Source organism: Streptococcus sp. ELY_90, from assembly GCF_058314475.1.
In genome coordinates this window covers 1-14,102 of sequence record NZ_JBZFUJ010000016.1, presented here as the reverse complement: position 1 = coordinate 14,102, position 14,102 = coordinate 1, and the positions used below count along the sequence as shown (strand labels likewise).

General features: G+C 44.3%; 16 protein-coding genes. 15 read left to right on the top strand and 1 reads right to left on the bottom strand.

The window, feature by feature from the left end:
- Positions 1-225: 225 nt before the first annotated feature.
- From AC4HAF_RS09055 to AC4HAF_RS09035, 5 genes are all read left to right on the top strand, one after another.
- Positions 226-690, top strand: a complete 465-nt coding sequence (locus AC4HAF_RS09055) for a FeoA domain-containing protein (protein WP_491097499.1) — start codon at positions 226-228, stop codon at positions 688-690.
- Positions 691-698: 8 nt separating this feature from the next.
- Positions 699-2,849 (top strand): ferrous iron transport protein B, encoded by a 2,151-nt coding sequence (gene feoB / locus AC4HAF_RS09050; protein WP_491097498.1) that lies wholly within the window; start codon positions 699-701, stop codon positions 2,847-2,849.
- A 14-nt stretch (positions 2,850-2,863) separates the two neighbouring features.
- Complete coding sequence (locus AC4HAF_RS09045) at positions 2,864-3,010, top strand: FeoB-associated Cys-rich membrane protein (protein ID WP_491097497.1); 147 nt, start codon at positions 2,864-2,866, stop codon at positions 3,008-3,010.
- Between the two features lie 123 nt (positions 3,011-3,133).
- Positions 3,134-3,988: a bifunctional methylenetetrahydrofolate dehydrogenase/methenyltetrahydrofolate cyclohydrolase gene (locus AC4HAF_RS09040; RefSeq protein WP_491097496.1), complete on the top strand. Its 855-nt coding sequence runs from the start codon at positions 3,134-3,136 to the stop codon at positions 3,986-3,988.
- Complete coding sequence (locus AC4HAF_RS09035; RefSeq protein WP_491097495.1) at positions 3,985-4,833, top strand: NAD(P)H-hydrate dehydratase; 849 nt, start codon at positions 3,985-3,987, stop codon at positions 4,831-4,833. The genes AC4HAF_RS09040 and AC4HAF_RS09035 overlap by 4 nt, the downstream gene beginning before the upstream one ends.
- A 14-nt stretch (positions 4,834-4,847) precedes the next feature.
- Here AC4HAF_RS09035 and AC4HAF_RS09030 read toward each other — a convergent pair whose 3' ends face one another.
- The gene (locus AC4HAF_RS09030; RefSeq protein ID WP_491097494.1) at positions 4,848-5,492 is read right to left on the bottom strand and encodes an HAD family hydrolase; all 645 of its coding nucleotides are present in this window, start codon (positions 5,490-5,492) and stop codon (positions 4,848-4,850) included.
- 292 nt (positions 5,493-5,784) lie between these two features.
- Between AC4HAF_RS09030 and xseA the strand changes: the two genes are divergently transcribed.
- From xseA to AC4HAF_RS08980, 10 genes are all read left to right on the top strand, one after another.
- Positions 5,785-7,128, top strand: coding sequence for an exodeoxyribonuclease VII large subunit (gene xseA / locus AC4HAF_RS09025; RefSeq protein ID WP_491097493.1), 1,344 nt, complete (start codon positions 5,785-5,787; stop codon positions 7,126-7,128).
- The gene (locus AC4HAF_RS09020) at positions 7,103-7,318 is read left to right on the top strand and encodes an exodeoxyribonuclease VII small subunit (RefSeq protein ID WP_491091506.1); all 216 of its coding nucleotides are present in this window, start codon (positions 7,103-7,105) and stop codon (positions 7,316-7,318) included. Before xseA ends, AC4HAF_RS09020 begins: the two co-directional genes overlap by 26 nt.
- Positions 7,319-7,320: 2 nt before the next feature.
- Positions 7,321-8,190: a polyprenyl synthetase family protein gene (locus AC4HAF_RS09015; protein ID WP_491097514.1), complete on the top strand. Its 870-nt coding sequence runs from the start codon at positions 7,321-7,323 to the stop codon at positions 8,188-8,190.
- Entirely contained in the window at positions 8,183-9,010 is an 828-nt protein-coding gene (locus AC4HAF_RS09010; RefSeq protein ID WP_491097492.1) for a TlyA family RNA methyltransferase, read from the top strand. Before AC4HAF_RS09015 ends, AC4HAF_RS09010 begins: the two co-directional genes overlap by 8 nt.
- Positions 8,997-9,461 (top strand): arginine repressor, encoded by a 465-nt coding sequence (locus AC4HAF_RS09005; protein ID WP_491097491.1) that lies wholly within the window; start codon positions 8,997-8,999, stop codon positions 9,459-9,461. The genes AC4HAF_RS09010 and AC4HAF_RS09005 overlap by 14 nt, the downstream gene beginning before the upstream one ends.
- An 18-nt stretch (positions 9,462-9,479) precedes the next feature.
- Complete coding sequence (recN, locus tag AC4HAF_RS09000; RefSeq protein ID WP_491097490.1) at positions 9,480-11,138, top strand: DNA repair protein RecN; 1,659 nt, start codon at positions 9,480-9,482, stop codon at positions 11,136-11,138.
- Positions 11,139-11,301: 163 nt separating this feature from the next.
- Positions 11,302-12,141 carry a DegV family protein gene (locus AC4HAF_RS08995; protein WP_491097489.1) on the top strand — a complete coding sequence of 280 codons (840 nt, stop codon included), beginning with the start codon at positions 11,302-11,304 and terminating at the stop codon, positions 12,139-12,141.
- A complete protein-coding gene (locus AC4HAF_RS08990; protein ID WP_491097488.1) occupies positions 12,134-12,985 on the top strand; it encodes an SGNH/GDSL hydrolase family protein in 852 nt (283 codons plus the stop codon). The genes AC4HAF_RS08995 and AC4HAF_RS08990 overlap by 8 nt, the downstream gene beginning before the upstream one ends.
- Positions 12,960-13,559, top strand: coding sequence for a YpmS family protein (locus tag AC4HAF_RS08985; protein WP_491091500.1), 600 nt, complete (start codon positions 12,960-12,962; stop codon positions 13,557-13,559). Before AC4HAF_RS08990 ends, AC4HAF_RS08985 begins: the two co-directional genes overlap by 26 nt.
- 95 nt (positions 13,560-13,654) lie before the next feature.
- Complete coding sequence (locus AC4HAF_RS08980) at positions 13,655-13,930, top strand: HU family DNA-binding protein (RefSeq protein WP_491097487.1); 276 nt, start codon at positions 13,655-13,657, stop codon at positions 13,928-13,930.
- Positions 13,931-14,102 lie beyond the last annotated feature (172 nt).

The window sequence follows — 14,102 nt, the reverse complement described above, 5'->3', positions numbered from 1 at the left end:
AGGAGCCGGAAGTGATTCTTCCGGTTTTTTTACGCTTAGAAACGGCAGACCGATAATAATTCAGCGGCAGGATATTTTAGCAGATACAGGTCTGTAAAAGCGCTCTTTTGTTAGCCTTGCTGCGCTTAATCAGTTTATTTCAAGGTGTCAGAAATTGCCAAATTATGGTATACTGAGGGTGTAAAATTTTTAATTTTATCAAGAATATTAATGGAGGTCAAAAATTTGATTCTGCAAGATGCACGTCCCAATATTCCTTACAAGATTGTCAGTATCAATCTGCCGGAAGCCAGCATAAGGCATCTTTCTAATCTGGGCTTAAAGGTTGGCGGCCGGGTTGAATTGATTTCAAAGACAAAATCCAGTGCTATTGTCATGTTAAAATCAAGCCGTCTTGCTTTTGATGACTCCATTTTGGCTAAAATAGATGTCAGCGAAGATAAGGAAAAGGCAGAGACGCTGCCCTTATCAGAGCTGCCGGTAGGGCAGTTTGCCTGTATTGATAATATTTTTGCTGTCAATGAGGCCAAACGCCGTTTAATGGATATGGGACTGACCCGTCATACCAAGGTTTATCTCCGCAAGGTAGCTCCTTTGGGAGATCCGATAGAAATTAGCCTGCGCGGCTATGAGCTGACGCTTAGAAAATCTGAAGCGCAGATGATCAGCGTTGTCAAGATAGATGGATAGGAGGAAAGATGACAGAAATTGCTTTGATTGGCAATCCCAACAGCGGAAAGACCAGTCTTTTTAATTTGCTGACAGGCACCCGCCAGCATGTTGGAAACTGGCCGGGCGTAACGGTTGAGCGTAAAAGCGGGCAAGTCAGAAAACTAAAAGATGTCACGGTACAGGACTTACCAGGGATTTATTCCATGTCTCCTTACAGTCCGGAAGAAAAAGTGGCGCGTGATTACCTGCTCAGCAACCATGTGGATTCTATCTTAAATGTCGTTGATGCGACAAACTTGGAAAGAAATCTGTATTTGACAACCCAGCTGATTGAAACGGGTATTCCAGTAACAATTGCGCTAAATATGAGTGATGTTTTAAAAAGTCAGGGAAAACTAATCAGTGTCGAAAAATTAGCTTATCAGATGGGAGTTCCGGTTGTTGCTACCAGTGCTTTGAAAAATACTGGTATTGACAAGGCTCTTAAAAAAGCCAGCCAAACAACTAAAACCAGTGTTGACAGCATTCAGTACCCAACCTATGATGCTAAATTTGAGGCGGCCATTGCTCAGATTACAGAAGTTCTCGGCCAGACGGTTCCCGAGCGTTCTCAGCGGTTCTACGCTATAAAGCTGTTTGAGCGTGATCGTTTGGTTGAAGAAGAGCTTGATTTATCTGCCTTTCAAAAGAAAGAGATTCAAGACATTATCCAAATCACAGAGGAAATCTTCACAGAGGACTCAGAATCGATTGTGATCAATCAGCGCTATGCCTTTATTGAACGTGTCAGCCAGATGGCTCAAAGTCAAAGCAGCGACTTTAAGATGTCTGTATCTGACAAGATTGACAAGGTCGTAACCAATCGGATCTTGGCACTGCCGATTTTTGCGGCTGTCATGTTTTTGGTTTACTACCTGTCTATTCAAACGGTGGGGACTATCGGCACCGATTGGGTCAATGATGTACTATTTGGCAAATATGTTCCTGATTTTGTGGCTGGGATTCTGGAGAGTTTAAAAGTAGAAGCTTGGCTGCAGTCGCTGATTATTGACGGTATTGTAGCCGGTGTTGGGACAGTGCTCGGTTTTCTGCCGCAAATATTTGTTCTTTTTGTCTGTCTGGGAATTTTAGAAGATATCGGCTATATGAGCCGGATTGCCTTTGTTATGGACCGGATTTTCAGGCGTTTCGGCCTTTCGGGCAAATCGTTTATTCCCATGTTGATTTCAACAGGCTGCGGAGTTCCCGGGATCATGGCCAGCCGAACCATTGAAAATGAACGTGATCGGCGTATCACCATCATGACAGCAACTTTCATGCCCTGTTCGGCCAAGCTGTCCATTATCGCCTTGATTGCAGGAGCCTTTTTCCCGCATAATCCTTGGATTGCTCCCAGTGCTTATTTTCTGGGAATGGCTGCTATTATTTTATCAGGGATTGCGCTTAAGAAAACGAGTTTTCTCGGCGGCTATACCAGTCCTTTCATTATGGAGCTGCCCGGTTATCACCTGCCAAAAGCTGACGCTGTCCTGCGTTATGCCTTTGGCAAAGCCATGAGCTTCATCAAGCGCGCGGGAACCATTATTTTCAGCTTAACGGTCTTAATCTGGTTTATGAGTTCTTATAATTTTGCCTTTCAGGCCGTTGATACGGAAAACAGTATCTTGGCTGGTCTGGGCCATCTGCTGGCATGGATTTTCACACCGCTTGGCTTTGGCAACTGGAAGGCAGCAGTAGCGGCTATTACCGGTCTTGCAGCTAAGGAAACGGTTGTAGCAACCTTTGGCATTCTCTACCATAATCCTAATGCGACAGAAACCACACATGCGCTTTGGACCAGTCTTCAAGGGGATTACACAGCTCTTGCTGCCTATTCCTTTTTAACCTTTAATCTGCTGTGTGCGCCGTGCTTTGCGGCTATCGGAGCGATCCGGCGGGAAATGGGGAATCTCAAGTGGACCTTAGCGGCAATTGGTTTTCAAACCGGTCTTGCCTATCTGGTCAGTCTCCTTATTTATCAAGTGGGGCTTGTGTCTTTTTATGGCAAACCTTTCTCCCTTTGGACCGGCGTAGCTGCTGCAGTGTTTGCAGTCATGCTTTACTTCATTATGAGAAAACCGCGTCAAATTAAAGAAGAAATCATTACTTTGGACAATTTAGGTCTCATTCACGACTGATAAAGGAGAATCAGATGTCAACGATTATTATTGCCCTGCTGATTGCGGGCGCTGTCTTTTTGGGCATGCGCCGCTATCTGAAACAAAAAGGTTCCTGTGGGGATTGCAGCTGTGCCTGCCCCATCAAAGAGGAAATGAAGAAATCAGCTAAATCGAACTAGCAGAATCTTTTGCCGGAAAAAGTAGCCCTTTGAACGGCTTATAAGATTTAAATATAAGAAAAAGAGAGGCTGCGGCTCTCTTTTTTTGATATAATAGATTTAGTTTTATTTCAGGAGAAAAAGATGACAGATATTATTGACGGTAAAGCCTTAGCACAGCAGATGCAGACGCAGCTGGCTGAGAAAGTTGCGCGCATGCAGGAAAAATACAATCTTGTTCCGGGGCTGGCAGTGATTTTAGTTGGAGATAATCCGGCCAGCCAGGTTTATGTCCGCAACAAAGAACGCGCCGCTAAGAAAGCGGGTTTTAAAAGCGAGACAGTACGCCTGTTAGATGCCATCAGCGAAGAAGAATTAATTGATGTGATTGACAATTATAATCAAGATCCGTCAATTCACGGTATTTTGGTTCAGCTGCCCCTTCCTGCTCATATTAATGATAAAAAGATTATTCTGGCTATTGATCCGCATAAGGATGTTGATGGCTTTCATCCTATGAATACAGGCCATTTGTGGAGCGGCAGACCGGTTATGGTTCCATGCACACCGGCGGGCATCATGGAAATGCTGAGCGCTTATCAGGTGGATCTTGAAGGCAAGCATGCGGTGATTATTGGCCGCTCAAATATTGTCGGAAAGCCGATGGCACAATTATTGCTGGATAAAAATGCAACGGTTACTCTAACGCATTCGCGGACACGTCACCTTGCTCAGGTGGCAAGACAAGCAGATGTGCTGATCGTTGCTATCGGTCAGGGCAATTTTGTAAGCAAGGATTTTGTCAAAGATGGCGCAGTCGTGATTGATGTCGGCATGAACCGTGATGATAAGGGCAAGTTAGTTGGGGATGTTAAATTTGATGAAGTCGCCCAAGTTGCCAGTCTGATTACGCCGGTTCCGGGAGGTGTGGGTCCTATGACCATCACTATGCTTTTGGAACAAACCTATCAAGCTGCTCTTAGAAGTGTGGGAAAATGATAATTGATGAAAAACTAGCTCAAAAAATTATTCAGCCGCGTCCTCTTGAAAGTCACAAGGGGACTTTTGGCCGTGTTCTTTTAATTGGCGGCAACTATCCTTACGGCGGTGCCATCATCATGGCAGCTCTTGCCTGTGTTAACAGCGGAGCTGGCTTGGTTACGGCTGCGACACATAAGGATAATATCACAGCCCTGCACAGTCATCTGCCTGAGACTATGGCTTTTGATATGGCAGAAAAAAACCGCCTGTCAGAACAGACAGCTGCGGCTGATGTGATTCTTATCGGACCGGGTTTGGCTGAGGATACTCTTGCTCATCAAACCTTTGACTTAGTTTGGCAGTCTCTCAAAAAGCATCAGATCCTGATTATTGACGGCTCTGCTTTAAACCTGCTGGCTAAGAAAGACAGCATTCAATGGCCGACTAAGAACATTATTCTCACCCCTCATCAGAAGGAGTGGGAGAGGCTGTCTAATCTTGCTATTTCCGAACAGACTGAGGCTAAAACAAAAACAGCGCTAGCCCGTTTTCCAAAAGGAACCACCCTAGTCGCTAAATCCCATCAAACGAAAATTTATCAAGGCAACCGTGTCGGAGAGCTGCATGTCGGCGGTCCCTATCAAGCAACGGGCGGTATGGGAGATACCTTGGCAGGTATGATAGCGGGCTTTACTGCTCAATTTAAATCCGATCTTTTTGAAACTGTCGCAGCAGCAGCCTATCTTCACTCTGCTGTTGCTGAGGCGCTGGCCCGGACTGCTTATGTTGTTTTACCCACAAGGATCAGCAAAGAACTGCCAAAGTGGATGAAAGAGCTGAGCAAGGGCTCTCTGCCATCGTAGAAAATCAGCACAGCCTATTCTTTTAAATACTGGTAAATATCACTGTAGTCTGTAATCAGCTGATCAGCTGCGCTTAAATCCTGGCGAGGATAATCCGAATTGGCAAAGCCAAAACAGTACATACCGGCAGCTTTGGCAGCCCGAGTACCATTTTTAGTATCTTCTATGACCATGCATTCAGTCGGCTGGGCTTTTAAGAGCTGAGCGGCATATAAGAAAACATCGGGAGCAGGTTTTGAATGGGGCACCTCTTCGCTGGTTACCATATAATCAAAACAATCTGCCAGCTGAAGCTCTGCCAATGCACGCCTGATTTCTTTCAAGGGTGACGATGATGCTACTGCTAAGCGATAGCCATGGTCTTTCAGCCAGTGGATTAGGGTTTGCACGCCCTTGATTGGCCGTACGCCGTCCCGTGCCATCAAAGCATCACGGCGCGCATTCATATCGGCTATGTATTCGGCCACTGATTTTGGCAGGTTAAACTCATCTTTCATTTGCTGCCACATGAATTCAAAGGTTGTTCCCATGTACTGATACTGGTACGATTCGTCTGCATCAATCCCTTCATCGCGCAATATCTGTGTTTTGGTTTCAAAAAAGGTGTACTCGGAGTCAACAATGACACCGTCCATATCAAAAATAATAACTTTTTCCATATAACCATCCATTTCTAACTTATATTGTAAACGTATTCTTTTTTGTTTTCAAGTTCAATTTGCCAGGAACTGACGATTAAAGGCCGCTTATGGCAGCAAGATATCATTCAAACTAAAAAACATGTATGAGCAGGAAAATTTTTCATATACCAGGAGCTGTCACAGTAGTTTTATGACAGCTTTTTTCCTGTCTAAAACCTGCTAAATTCTCTATTTTTTGCTATAATTGTAGTACTATGCAGTTTGGATAGCTGACGCAGATCCAAGCGCGATATCCTAAGAAAGGAATTCCATGGCTGAGTATTTATCGGTGTCATCTTTGACCAAGTATTTGAAGCTGAAATTTGACCGCGACCCTTATTTGGAGCGGGTGTACTTAACCGGACAGGTTTCTAATTTCAGAAAACGGCCTAAACATCAGTATTTTTCGCTGAAAGATGAAAAGGCTGTCATTCAGGCAACCATGTGGAGCGGGATTTATCAAAAACTGGGTTTTGAGCTGGAAGAAGGCATGAAGATCAATGTCATTGGGCGTGTGCAGCTTTATGAACCATCGGGTTCTTATTCCATTATCATTGAAAAAGCAGAGCCGGACGGTATCGGAGCCTTAGCTGTTCAGTTTGAGCAGCTCAAGAAAAAGCTGACAGAGGCCGGTTATTTTGATGAGCGCCATAAAAAGCCTCTGCCGCGCTTTGTGAAAAAAATCGGTGTTGTCACCAGTCCCAGCGGTGCGGTCATTAGAGATATTATTACGACAGTTTCGCGCCGCTTTCCCGGAGTAGAGATTTTGCTTTTTCCAACCAAGGTGCAAGGAGAAGGTGCCAGCCAAGAAGTGGCGGCTAATATTTGGCTGGCAAATGAGCATGGAGATTTAGACTTGCTGATTGTCGGCCGCGGCGGCGGGTCTATTGAGGATCTCTGGGCTTTTAACGAAGAAACAGTGGTTCAGGCTATCTTTGATTCTCATTTGCCCATCATCTCCAGTGTCGGGCATGAAACAGATACAACTTTGGCCGATTTTGCAGCAGACCGCAGGGCAGCTACTCCTACGGCAGCAGCAGAATTAGCCACTCCGGTGACAAAAGCAGACCTGTTTGCTTTTTTGCAGGAACGGCAGATGCGGTCCTATCAGGCGGTCATGCGGCTGATTCGGCAAAAAGATGAGAAAGTCAGAAAGCTTCAGCAATCTGTCATCTTCAGGCAGCCGGAAAGGCTCTATGATGCCTATGTTCAAAAATTAGACCATTTAAAAACGAGACTGTTGACACAAACGCAGCAGACCTACGATTATTACGACCGAGAAGAAAGGCTACTGAGACAGCGATTGCAGTCGGTTGATCTGTCGGGAACGATAAATCGTTATCAAGAACAATTAAAACAGACCCAGCGTTTGCTTTTGAGTCATATGACCAGTCAGTATGACAGTAAACTGGCTCGCTTTGAAAAGGCACAGGATGCGCTTTTGTCTCTGGATACAAAGCGGATTGTCGCGCGGGGTTATGCGATTGTTCAAAAAGACAGCCATATTATTCAGTCCGCCAAGGAAATAAAAAAAGGCGACCGTCTCAGTCTGGCAATGAAGGATGGACACGTTCAAGTGGAGGTAGAAGATGTCGAACAAGAAGAAAACATTTGAAGAAAATTTGCAGGAATTAGAAGAAATTGTCGGAAAACTCGAAAACGGTGACGTCCCTCTGGAAGAGGCTATTGCTGAATTTCAAAAGGGAATGGTGCTTTCTAAGGATCTGCAAAAGACTCTGGAATCAGCAGAAAAAACGCTGGTCAAGGTGATGCAGGCTGACGGCAGCCAAGCGGAAATGGACTGATGGTGGATAAGAAAATAAAAAAAATTGATCAAGCCCTGCAGGACTACTATGGGCAAAAAGCTGTCTCCAAGGACCTTGTTGATGCTGTTTTATATTCCATTCATGCTGGCGGCAAGCGGATCAGACCCTTATTGTTTCTGGAGGTGCTGCAGGGGTTTGGTTTGAATTTAACAAAGGCTCATTACCAGGTTGCGGCAAGTCTGGAGATGATCCACACAGGCAGCCTCATTCATGATGATCTGCCTGCTATGGATAATGATGACTACAGGCGGGGACAGCTGACCAGCCATAAAAAATTTGATGAAGCAACAGCCATTTTAGCAGGTGACAGCCTTTTTCTGGATCCCTTTGGTCTTTTAGCCAGAGCAGATTTGCCGGATAAGGTTAAGGTCAGCTTATCGGCTGAACTGTCTGAGGCTGCGGGTACCGATGGTATGGTTGGCGGCCAGATGCTGGATATTAAGGGCGAACATGCTCAGCTTGATTTGGCTGATTTGGCTAAGATTCATGCCAATAAGACAGGAAAACTCTTGACTTTTCCTTTTGTTGCTGCCGGTCTGATTGCAGAGCTGTCCGAAAAAGATTTGGCTACCCTGCGCCGTGCGGGTGAACTGATTGGTCTGGCTTTTCAGGTGCGTGATGATATTTTGGATGTGACAGCTGATTTTGCTCAGCTGGGCAAGACACCGCAAAAGGATATAACTGCCGAAAAATCAACCTATCCCAGTCTTTTAGGCTTAGATAAGTCATATGACATTTTAAACGATGCTCTCGATCAGGCGCAGGCTATTTTTCAGACATTTGCTGCACAAAGCTCCTTTGACAGCAGTCAGATTGAGATGATGATAGAAAGGTTGCGTCTTCATGCCTAAGGAAAGAGTAGATGTTTTAGCTTACAAACAAGGCCTCTTTGAGACGAGAGAGCAGGCCAAGCGCGGAGTTATGGCCGGTTTAGTCGTGGCTGTTTTAAACGGTCAGCGCTATGACAAGCCCGGCGAAAAAATTGATGCAGCAACTGAATTGAAATTAAAAGGTGACAAGCTCAAATATGTCAGTCGCGGCGGGCTTAAACTGGAAAAAGCTTTGACTGTTTTTTCGCTTTCGGTAGACGGCCTGGTAACACTTGATATAGGCGCTTCTACAGGCGGTTTTACGGACGTTATGCTGCAAAATGGTGCCAAGCTGGTCTATGCGGTTGATGTCGGAACCAATCAATTAGTATGGAAGCTGCGTCAGGATGAGCGCGTGCTGAGTATGGAACAATATAATTTTCGCTATGCAAAACCAAAGGATTTTACAAAAGGTCAGCCGGCTTTTGCGTCTATTGACGTTAGTTTTATTTCCCTGTCTTTGATACTGCCGGCTCTGTTTAAGATTTTAGAGGATAAAGGGCAGGTTGTTGCACTGATTAAACCTCAGTTTGAAGCCGGCCGGGAGCTGATTGGCAAACACGGGATTGTTAGGGATCGGCAGGTTCACAGAAGTGTCTTAGAAAATGTGAGCGCTTTTGCGATAGATTGCGGATTTACAGTTAAGGGCTTAGATTTTTCACCGATTCAAGGCGGGCACGGCAATATTGAATTTTTAGCTCATTTAGAAAAGTCGGACCATCCTGAAAATCAGATTGCACCGGACATTGAGACTATTGTAGATCAAGCACACGAGGAATTTAAAAAGAATGAAAAAACGTGAACGGTTAGAACTAATCAAAAAAATTGTTTTAGAAAATGAGATTGAAACCCAAAATGAATTGGTCGGGCTGTTAGAAAAAGAAGGTTTGCAGGCAACACAGGCAACCATCTCCCGAGATATTAACGAAGTTGGAATTATTAAGGTTCCGACGGCAAACGGCCGCTATATTTACGGTCTGTCTAAGGGAAATACCCGAAAAGAAGCCGCTGCGCCCAAGCCAGCAGAAAATTCTGTTCAAGCTGTGTCGGAAAAAATTTCAGGTTTGGACCATTTCCTGCACATTAATGTTGTCCCGGGCACCAGCTACCTGCTCAAACGTTTCTTGCTCGAACGGTTTGAGGGGCTTATTTTCAGCTTGATTGCTGATGATGACAGCCTGCTTTTGCTTGCGAAAAGTCCTGAAGACAGCGACCGAATCCGCCGGGAAATCAAGTCTTGGACGAAAGAATAAACTAAAAAAGGAGGGAGTATGCTTTTAGAAATTGCCATAAAAAACTTTGCTATTATTAAAGAAATTTCACTCAGCTTTGAGCAGGGTATGACTGTTTTGACTGGTGAAACAGGTGCGGGGAAATCCATTATCATTGATGCTATGAACATGATGCTGGGGAGCAGAGCCAGTACTGATGTTATCCGCCACGGCAGTTCTAAGGCAGAAATCGAGGGCTTTTTTTCCATTGATGCCAATCCGTTTTTAGAGGAGCTGTTGCAGGATAATGGCATAGAGTGTTCCGATGAATTGATTATCCGCCGGGAAATTTTGCAAAACGGCCGCAGTATCAGCCGCATCAACGGTCAGATGGTGAATCTTGCAACCCTGCGTGCAGTTGGGCAGTATCTGGTTGATATTCACGGTCAGCATGATCAAGAAGAACTCATGCGTCCGCAAAAGCACATCCAGCTTTTAGATGCCTTTGGCGATGAGGCTTTTCAAACAGCTAAAAAGACCTATCAGGAGCTGTTTGACCGCTATAAAAGTCTGCGTAAACGTGTCCTTGATAAGCGCAGAAATGAAAAAGAACATCAAGCCCGAATTGAGATGCTGGAGTATCAGATTGCTGAAATTGAAGCAGCCGCTCTCAAATCAGGCGAAGATCTGAAGCTGCAAAAAGAGCGGGACAAGCTGATGAATCACAAACTCATCGTGGATACCCTGACCAATGCTTATGTCCTGCTGGATAATGACGATTTTTCCAGTCTTGCCAATGTCCGCTCTGCCATGAACGATCTGCAAAGCCTAGAAGAATACGATACCGATTATAAGGAATTATCCGACAGCATCGGCGAGTCCTATTATATTTTGGAAGATGTCAGCAAGCGTTTGGGAGATATTTTGGACAGTCTGGACTTTGATGCCGGTGCCTTAGCTCAGATTGAAGCGCGGCTGGATACGATTAACACGATTACCCGCAAGTACGGGGGGACAGTAGATGATGTCTTGGATTATTTTGCCAATATTGCCAAGGAATATGACCATCTAACAGGGAATGATCTGTCTTTTGACGATATTGAAAAAGAATTAAAAACCTTAGAACAGTCTTTGCTGGCATCAGCAGCAGAGTTAAGCCAAAAGCGCCATGCTATTGCAGAGCACCTATCCAAAGAAATCAAGCAGGAATTAAAGGACCTCTACATGGATAAGGCTGATTTCAAAGTGGTTTTCACTAAGGGCAAGTTCAACCGTGAAGGAAATGAGGCTATCGAGTTTTATATTTCCACAAACCCGGGAGAAGGCTTCAAACCTTTGGTTAAAGTGGCTTCCGGCGGAGAACTGTCCCGGCTGATGCTGGCGATTAAATCAACTTTTTCCCGCCGTGAAGACAAGATCAGCATTGTTTTTGATGAGGTTGATACCGGTGTATCAGGCCGTGTGGCGCAGGCCATAGCGCAAAAGATTTATAAAATTGGCCGGCACGGTCAGGTTCTGGCCATTTCTCATCTCCCTCAGGTCATTGCCATCAGCGACTATCAGTATTTCATTGAAAAACAAAGCAACGAGGACTCAACTGTTTCGACTGTCCGTCTTCTGACCCCGGATGAAAGAGTTGAAGAGATTGCCAAGATGCTGGCAGGAGACAATGTTACACCGGCTGCCCGTGAGCAGGCTAAAGAGTTGCTAAGGAAATAAACAGCAGTTCTAAAAAGCTCTCAGGCAGGGAAAATGGACCATTAAAAAACAGCGAGTACTTTTCTGACTTTTTGTGCCGTAAAACTTCCCCTAAAAGGCTATTATCTGGTATAATAAAAGCGATACTATAAAAATAGAAAGCTTAAATGAAGCAGGATATAACATGAGCAAAATTAAAATTGTCACCGATTCGTCTATTACGATCGAACCTGAATTGGTCAAGGAACTGGATATTACGGTCGTCCCTTTAACGGTTATGGTTGACGGTGAAATTTATTCCGATAATAACCTTAAGGAGGAAGGCAAATTTCGCACGCTGGCTAAAAACAGCAAGACACTTCCTAAAACCAGCCAGCCGCCTGTGGGCTTATTTGCTGAGACGTATGAGCATCTTCTAAAAGAAGGTGCAGAGCATATTGTTGCCATCCATATTACTCACGCCTTATCGGGAACAGTTGAAGCATCGCGCCAGGGAGCCAATATTGCCGGGGCAGATGTTACTGTTTTGGACTCTTCTTTTACGGATCAGGCTATGAAATTCCAGGTTGTTGCAGCAGCGCGGGCGGCTAAAAGCGGCAGCAGTCTGGAAGAGGTTCTAGCCAAGATTGAAGAGGTTAAAAAGAAAACAGAGCTGTTCATTGGCGTCTCAACATTGGAGAACCTTGTCAAAGGCGGCAGAATCGGCCGTGTAACAGGACTGATCACTTCCTTGCTTAATATCAGAGTTGTCATGGAGCTTAAAGACCATGTTCTAAATCCGGTTGCCAAAGGGCGGGGCAATAAGACTTTCAACAAATGGCTGGATAGTTTCATTAGCCACATCAAAGACCGGAAAGTCGCTGAGATTGGTATTTCGTATGCGGGAACGGCAGAACTTGCCAATGGTCTCAGAGACAAGCTGCAGGCCTATGTTGAAAAGGAAATTGCTGTTTTTGAAACTGGCTCAGTCATTCAGACTCACACAGGTGAAGGAGCTTTTGCGGTGATGGTGCACTATGAATAAAAAACTTCCTAAAGGACTTGCTTTTTTTCTTGCAAGCCTTCTTATTTTCGGTCTCTTATTTTACTTTTTAATCCCGACTCAAGAAGCTGGTTTAAAAAATGCGGGAAACAAGCTGTCCATAAAGAAATCGGCGACGTTTAATTATGTGGCAATCGGAGATTCTCTGACAGAAGGCGTCGGGGACACGACAGAGCAGGGCGGCTTTATTCCGCTGCTGTCACAAGAGCTGCAGACGAGCTACCATTATGATGTGGCCAGCAATAATTATGGGGTTTCAGGCAATACCAGCCAGCAGATTTTGACACGGATGTCAGAAGAAGAAAAAATTCAAAAAAGCCTTACAAGGGCTAATTTGATGACGCTGACAGTCGGGGGCAATGATGTTATGGCTGTTATCCGCAAGGATTTAGCCAATTTGAAAGCATCGTCTTTTACAAAACCGGCTCAGATTTATCAGAAACATCTGAGAAAAATTATTGAGCTGGCCAGACAAGACAATAAAGACCTGCCTATCTACGTGGTCGGCATCTACAATCCCTACTATCTAAATTTTCCTGATTTGACACAAATGCAGGAAATTATTGATAAGTGGAATGAAGGAACGCAGAGAGTCACTGCAGAATATAAAAATGTTTATTTTGTCTCGATTAATGAATTGCTTTATAAGGGTGTTGACGGCGGTCAGACGGCTGTTGAAGCACCAAGCAGTGAGAGTGATTCCGGCCAGATAACCAACAATCTTCTTTCCGAAGATGATCGTTTCCATCCCAATAATGTCGGTTATCAGATTATGTCAAAAGCAGTAATGGAGAAAATCAGTGAAACAAAGAAAAATTGGAACTAAAAGGAACTGGTGGAAGTGGGCTTTCCTGCTTTTGCTGGCTGTTAATATTGCTTTTTGGAGCATTATTATCATCCGAGTAACGGGGGGCTCCGCAAGTGATACTAAGAGCAGTCAAACAGTAAAAAATCCGATTAAGGTCGGCACTATTACGACGACTAAAGAAGAGCTCAACCAGACCCTGACCAGCTATTTAGATGATTATCAGTCTGAAGATATGGGCTACAATGTGCGTCTGACATCCACGAACATTGAATTTCAGGGAAGCTATAAACTTCTGGGAACGGAAGTGCCGCTTTACATCTATTTTGAGCCTTATCATCTAAAAAGCGGAGCTATTCAGCTTAAAGTAACATCAATGTCGGTGGGCAACCTGCCTTTACCGGAAGCTGAGGTGCTCAGCTATATCAAATCCAGCTACAAGCTGCCGGACTTTGTTGAAATTCTTCCTAAGAAATCTGTTGTCAACATTAATCTGCAAGCGATTGACAATGACAGCGGCCTTTATTTGAAATCGACAGCCATCAATCTAGCGACTGATGAAATAAACTTTGATATTTTAAAGAAAAATCGGTAAAAAGGCATTAAATACTTGACCTATCTAGGTTTTTTAGGTATGATAGAATCTGTTAAAGCCTATAAGGCTTATAAAATTATTGGAGGATTTGTTAAATGGCTAACAAACAAGATTTGATCGCAAAAGTTGCTGAAGCTACTGAATTGACTAAGAAAGATTCAGCTGCAGCAGTTGATGCTGTATTTTCAGCAGTATCTGACTACCTTGCAAAAGGTGAAAAAGTGCAACTTATCGGTTTTGGTAACTTTGAAGTTCGCGAACGTGCAGCACGCAAAGGTCGCAACCCTCAAACAGGTGACGAAATCGAAATTAAAGCTTCTAAAGTTCCGGCATTCAAAGCTGGTAAAGCTCTTAAAGACGCTGTAAAATAATTATAGCCCAGTCTAAAAACCCTGCCCGTACGGGCAGGGTTCAGACTGAAGACAAACTTCTTTTTGGAGGTTTGTCTTTTTTTAAAATTCTCCAGAAAGTATGTCCTGAGGTGACAATAACTAAGGCATTTACTTGAATTTGACCAAAATAAAAAGGCTTTCCTGCCATCAT

Bases quoted from the DNA above. Each gene is read 5' to 3' on its own strand.
- feoB (WP_491097498.1), top strand. From the start codon at position 699: ATGACAGAAATTGCTTTGATTGGCAATCCCAACAGCGGAAAGACCAGT.
- AC4HAF_RS09045 (WP_491097497.1), top strand. From the start codon at position 2,864: ATGTCAACGATTATTATTGCCCTGCTGATTGCGGGCGCTGTCTTTTTG.
- AC4HAF_RS09040 (WP_491097496.1), top strand. From the start codon at position 3,134: ATGACAGATATTATTGACGGTAAAGCCTTAGCACAGCAGATGCAGACG.
- AC4HAF_RS09035 (WP_491097495.1), top strand. From the start codon at position 3,985: ATGATAATTGATGAAAAACTAGCTCAAAAAATTATTCAGCCGCGTCCT.
- AC4HAF_RS09030 (WP_491097494.1), bottom strand. From the start codon at position 5,492: ATGGAAAAAGTTATTATTTTTGATATGGACGGTGTCATTGTTGACTCC.
- xseA (WP_491097493.1), top strand. From the start codon at position 5,785: ATGGCTGAGTATTTATCGGTGTCATCTTTGACCAAGTATTTGAAGCTG.
- AC4HAF_RS09020 (WP_491091506.1), top strand. From the start codon at position 7,103: ATGTCGAACAAGAAGAAAACATTTGAAGAAAATTTGCAGGAATTAGAA.
- AC4HAF_RS09010 (WP_491097492.1), top strand. From the start codon at position 8,183: ATGCCTAAGGAAAGAGTAGATGTTTTAGCTTACAAACAAGGCCTCTTT.
- AC4HAF_RS09005 (WP_491097491.1), top strand. From the start codon at position 8,997: ATGAAAAAACGTGAACGGTTAGAACTAATCAAAAAAATTGTTTTAGAA.
- recN (WP_491097490.1), top strand. From the start codon at position 9,480: ATGCTTTTAGAAATTGCCATAAAAAACTTTGCTATTATTAAAGAAATT.
- AC4HAF_RS08995 (WP_491097489.1), top strand. From the start codon at position 11,302: ATGAGCAAAATTAAAATTGTCACCGATTCGTCTATTACGATCGAACCT.
- AC4HAF_RS08990 (WP_491097488.1), top strand. From the start codon at position 12,134: ATGAATAAAAAACTTCCTAAAGGACTTGCTTTTTTTCTTGCAAGCCTT.
- AC4HAF_RS08980 (WP_491097487.1), top strand. From the start codon at position 13,655: ATGGCTAACAAACAAGATTTGATCGCAAAAGTTGCTGAAGCTACTGAA.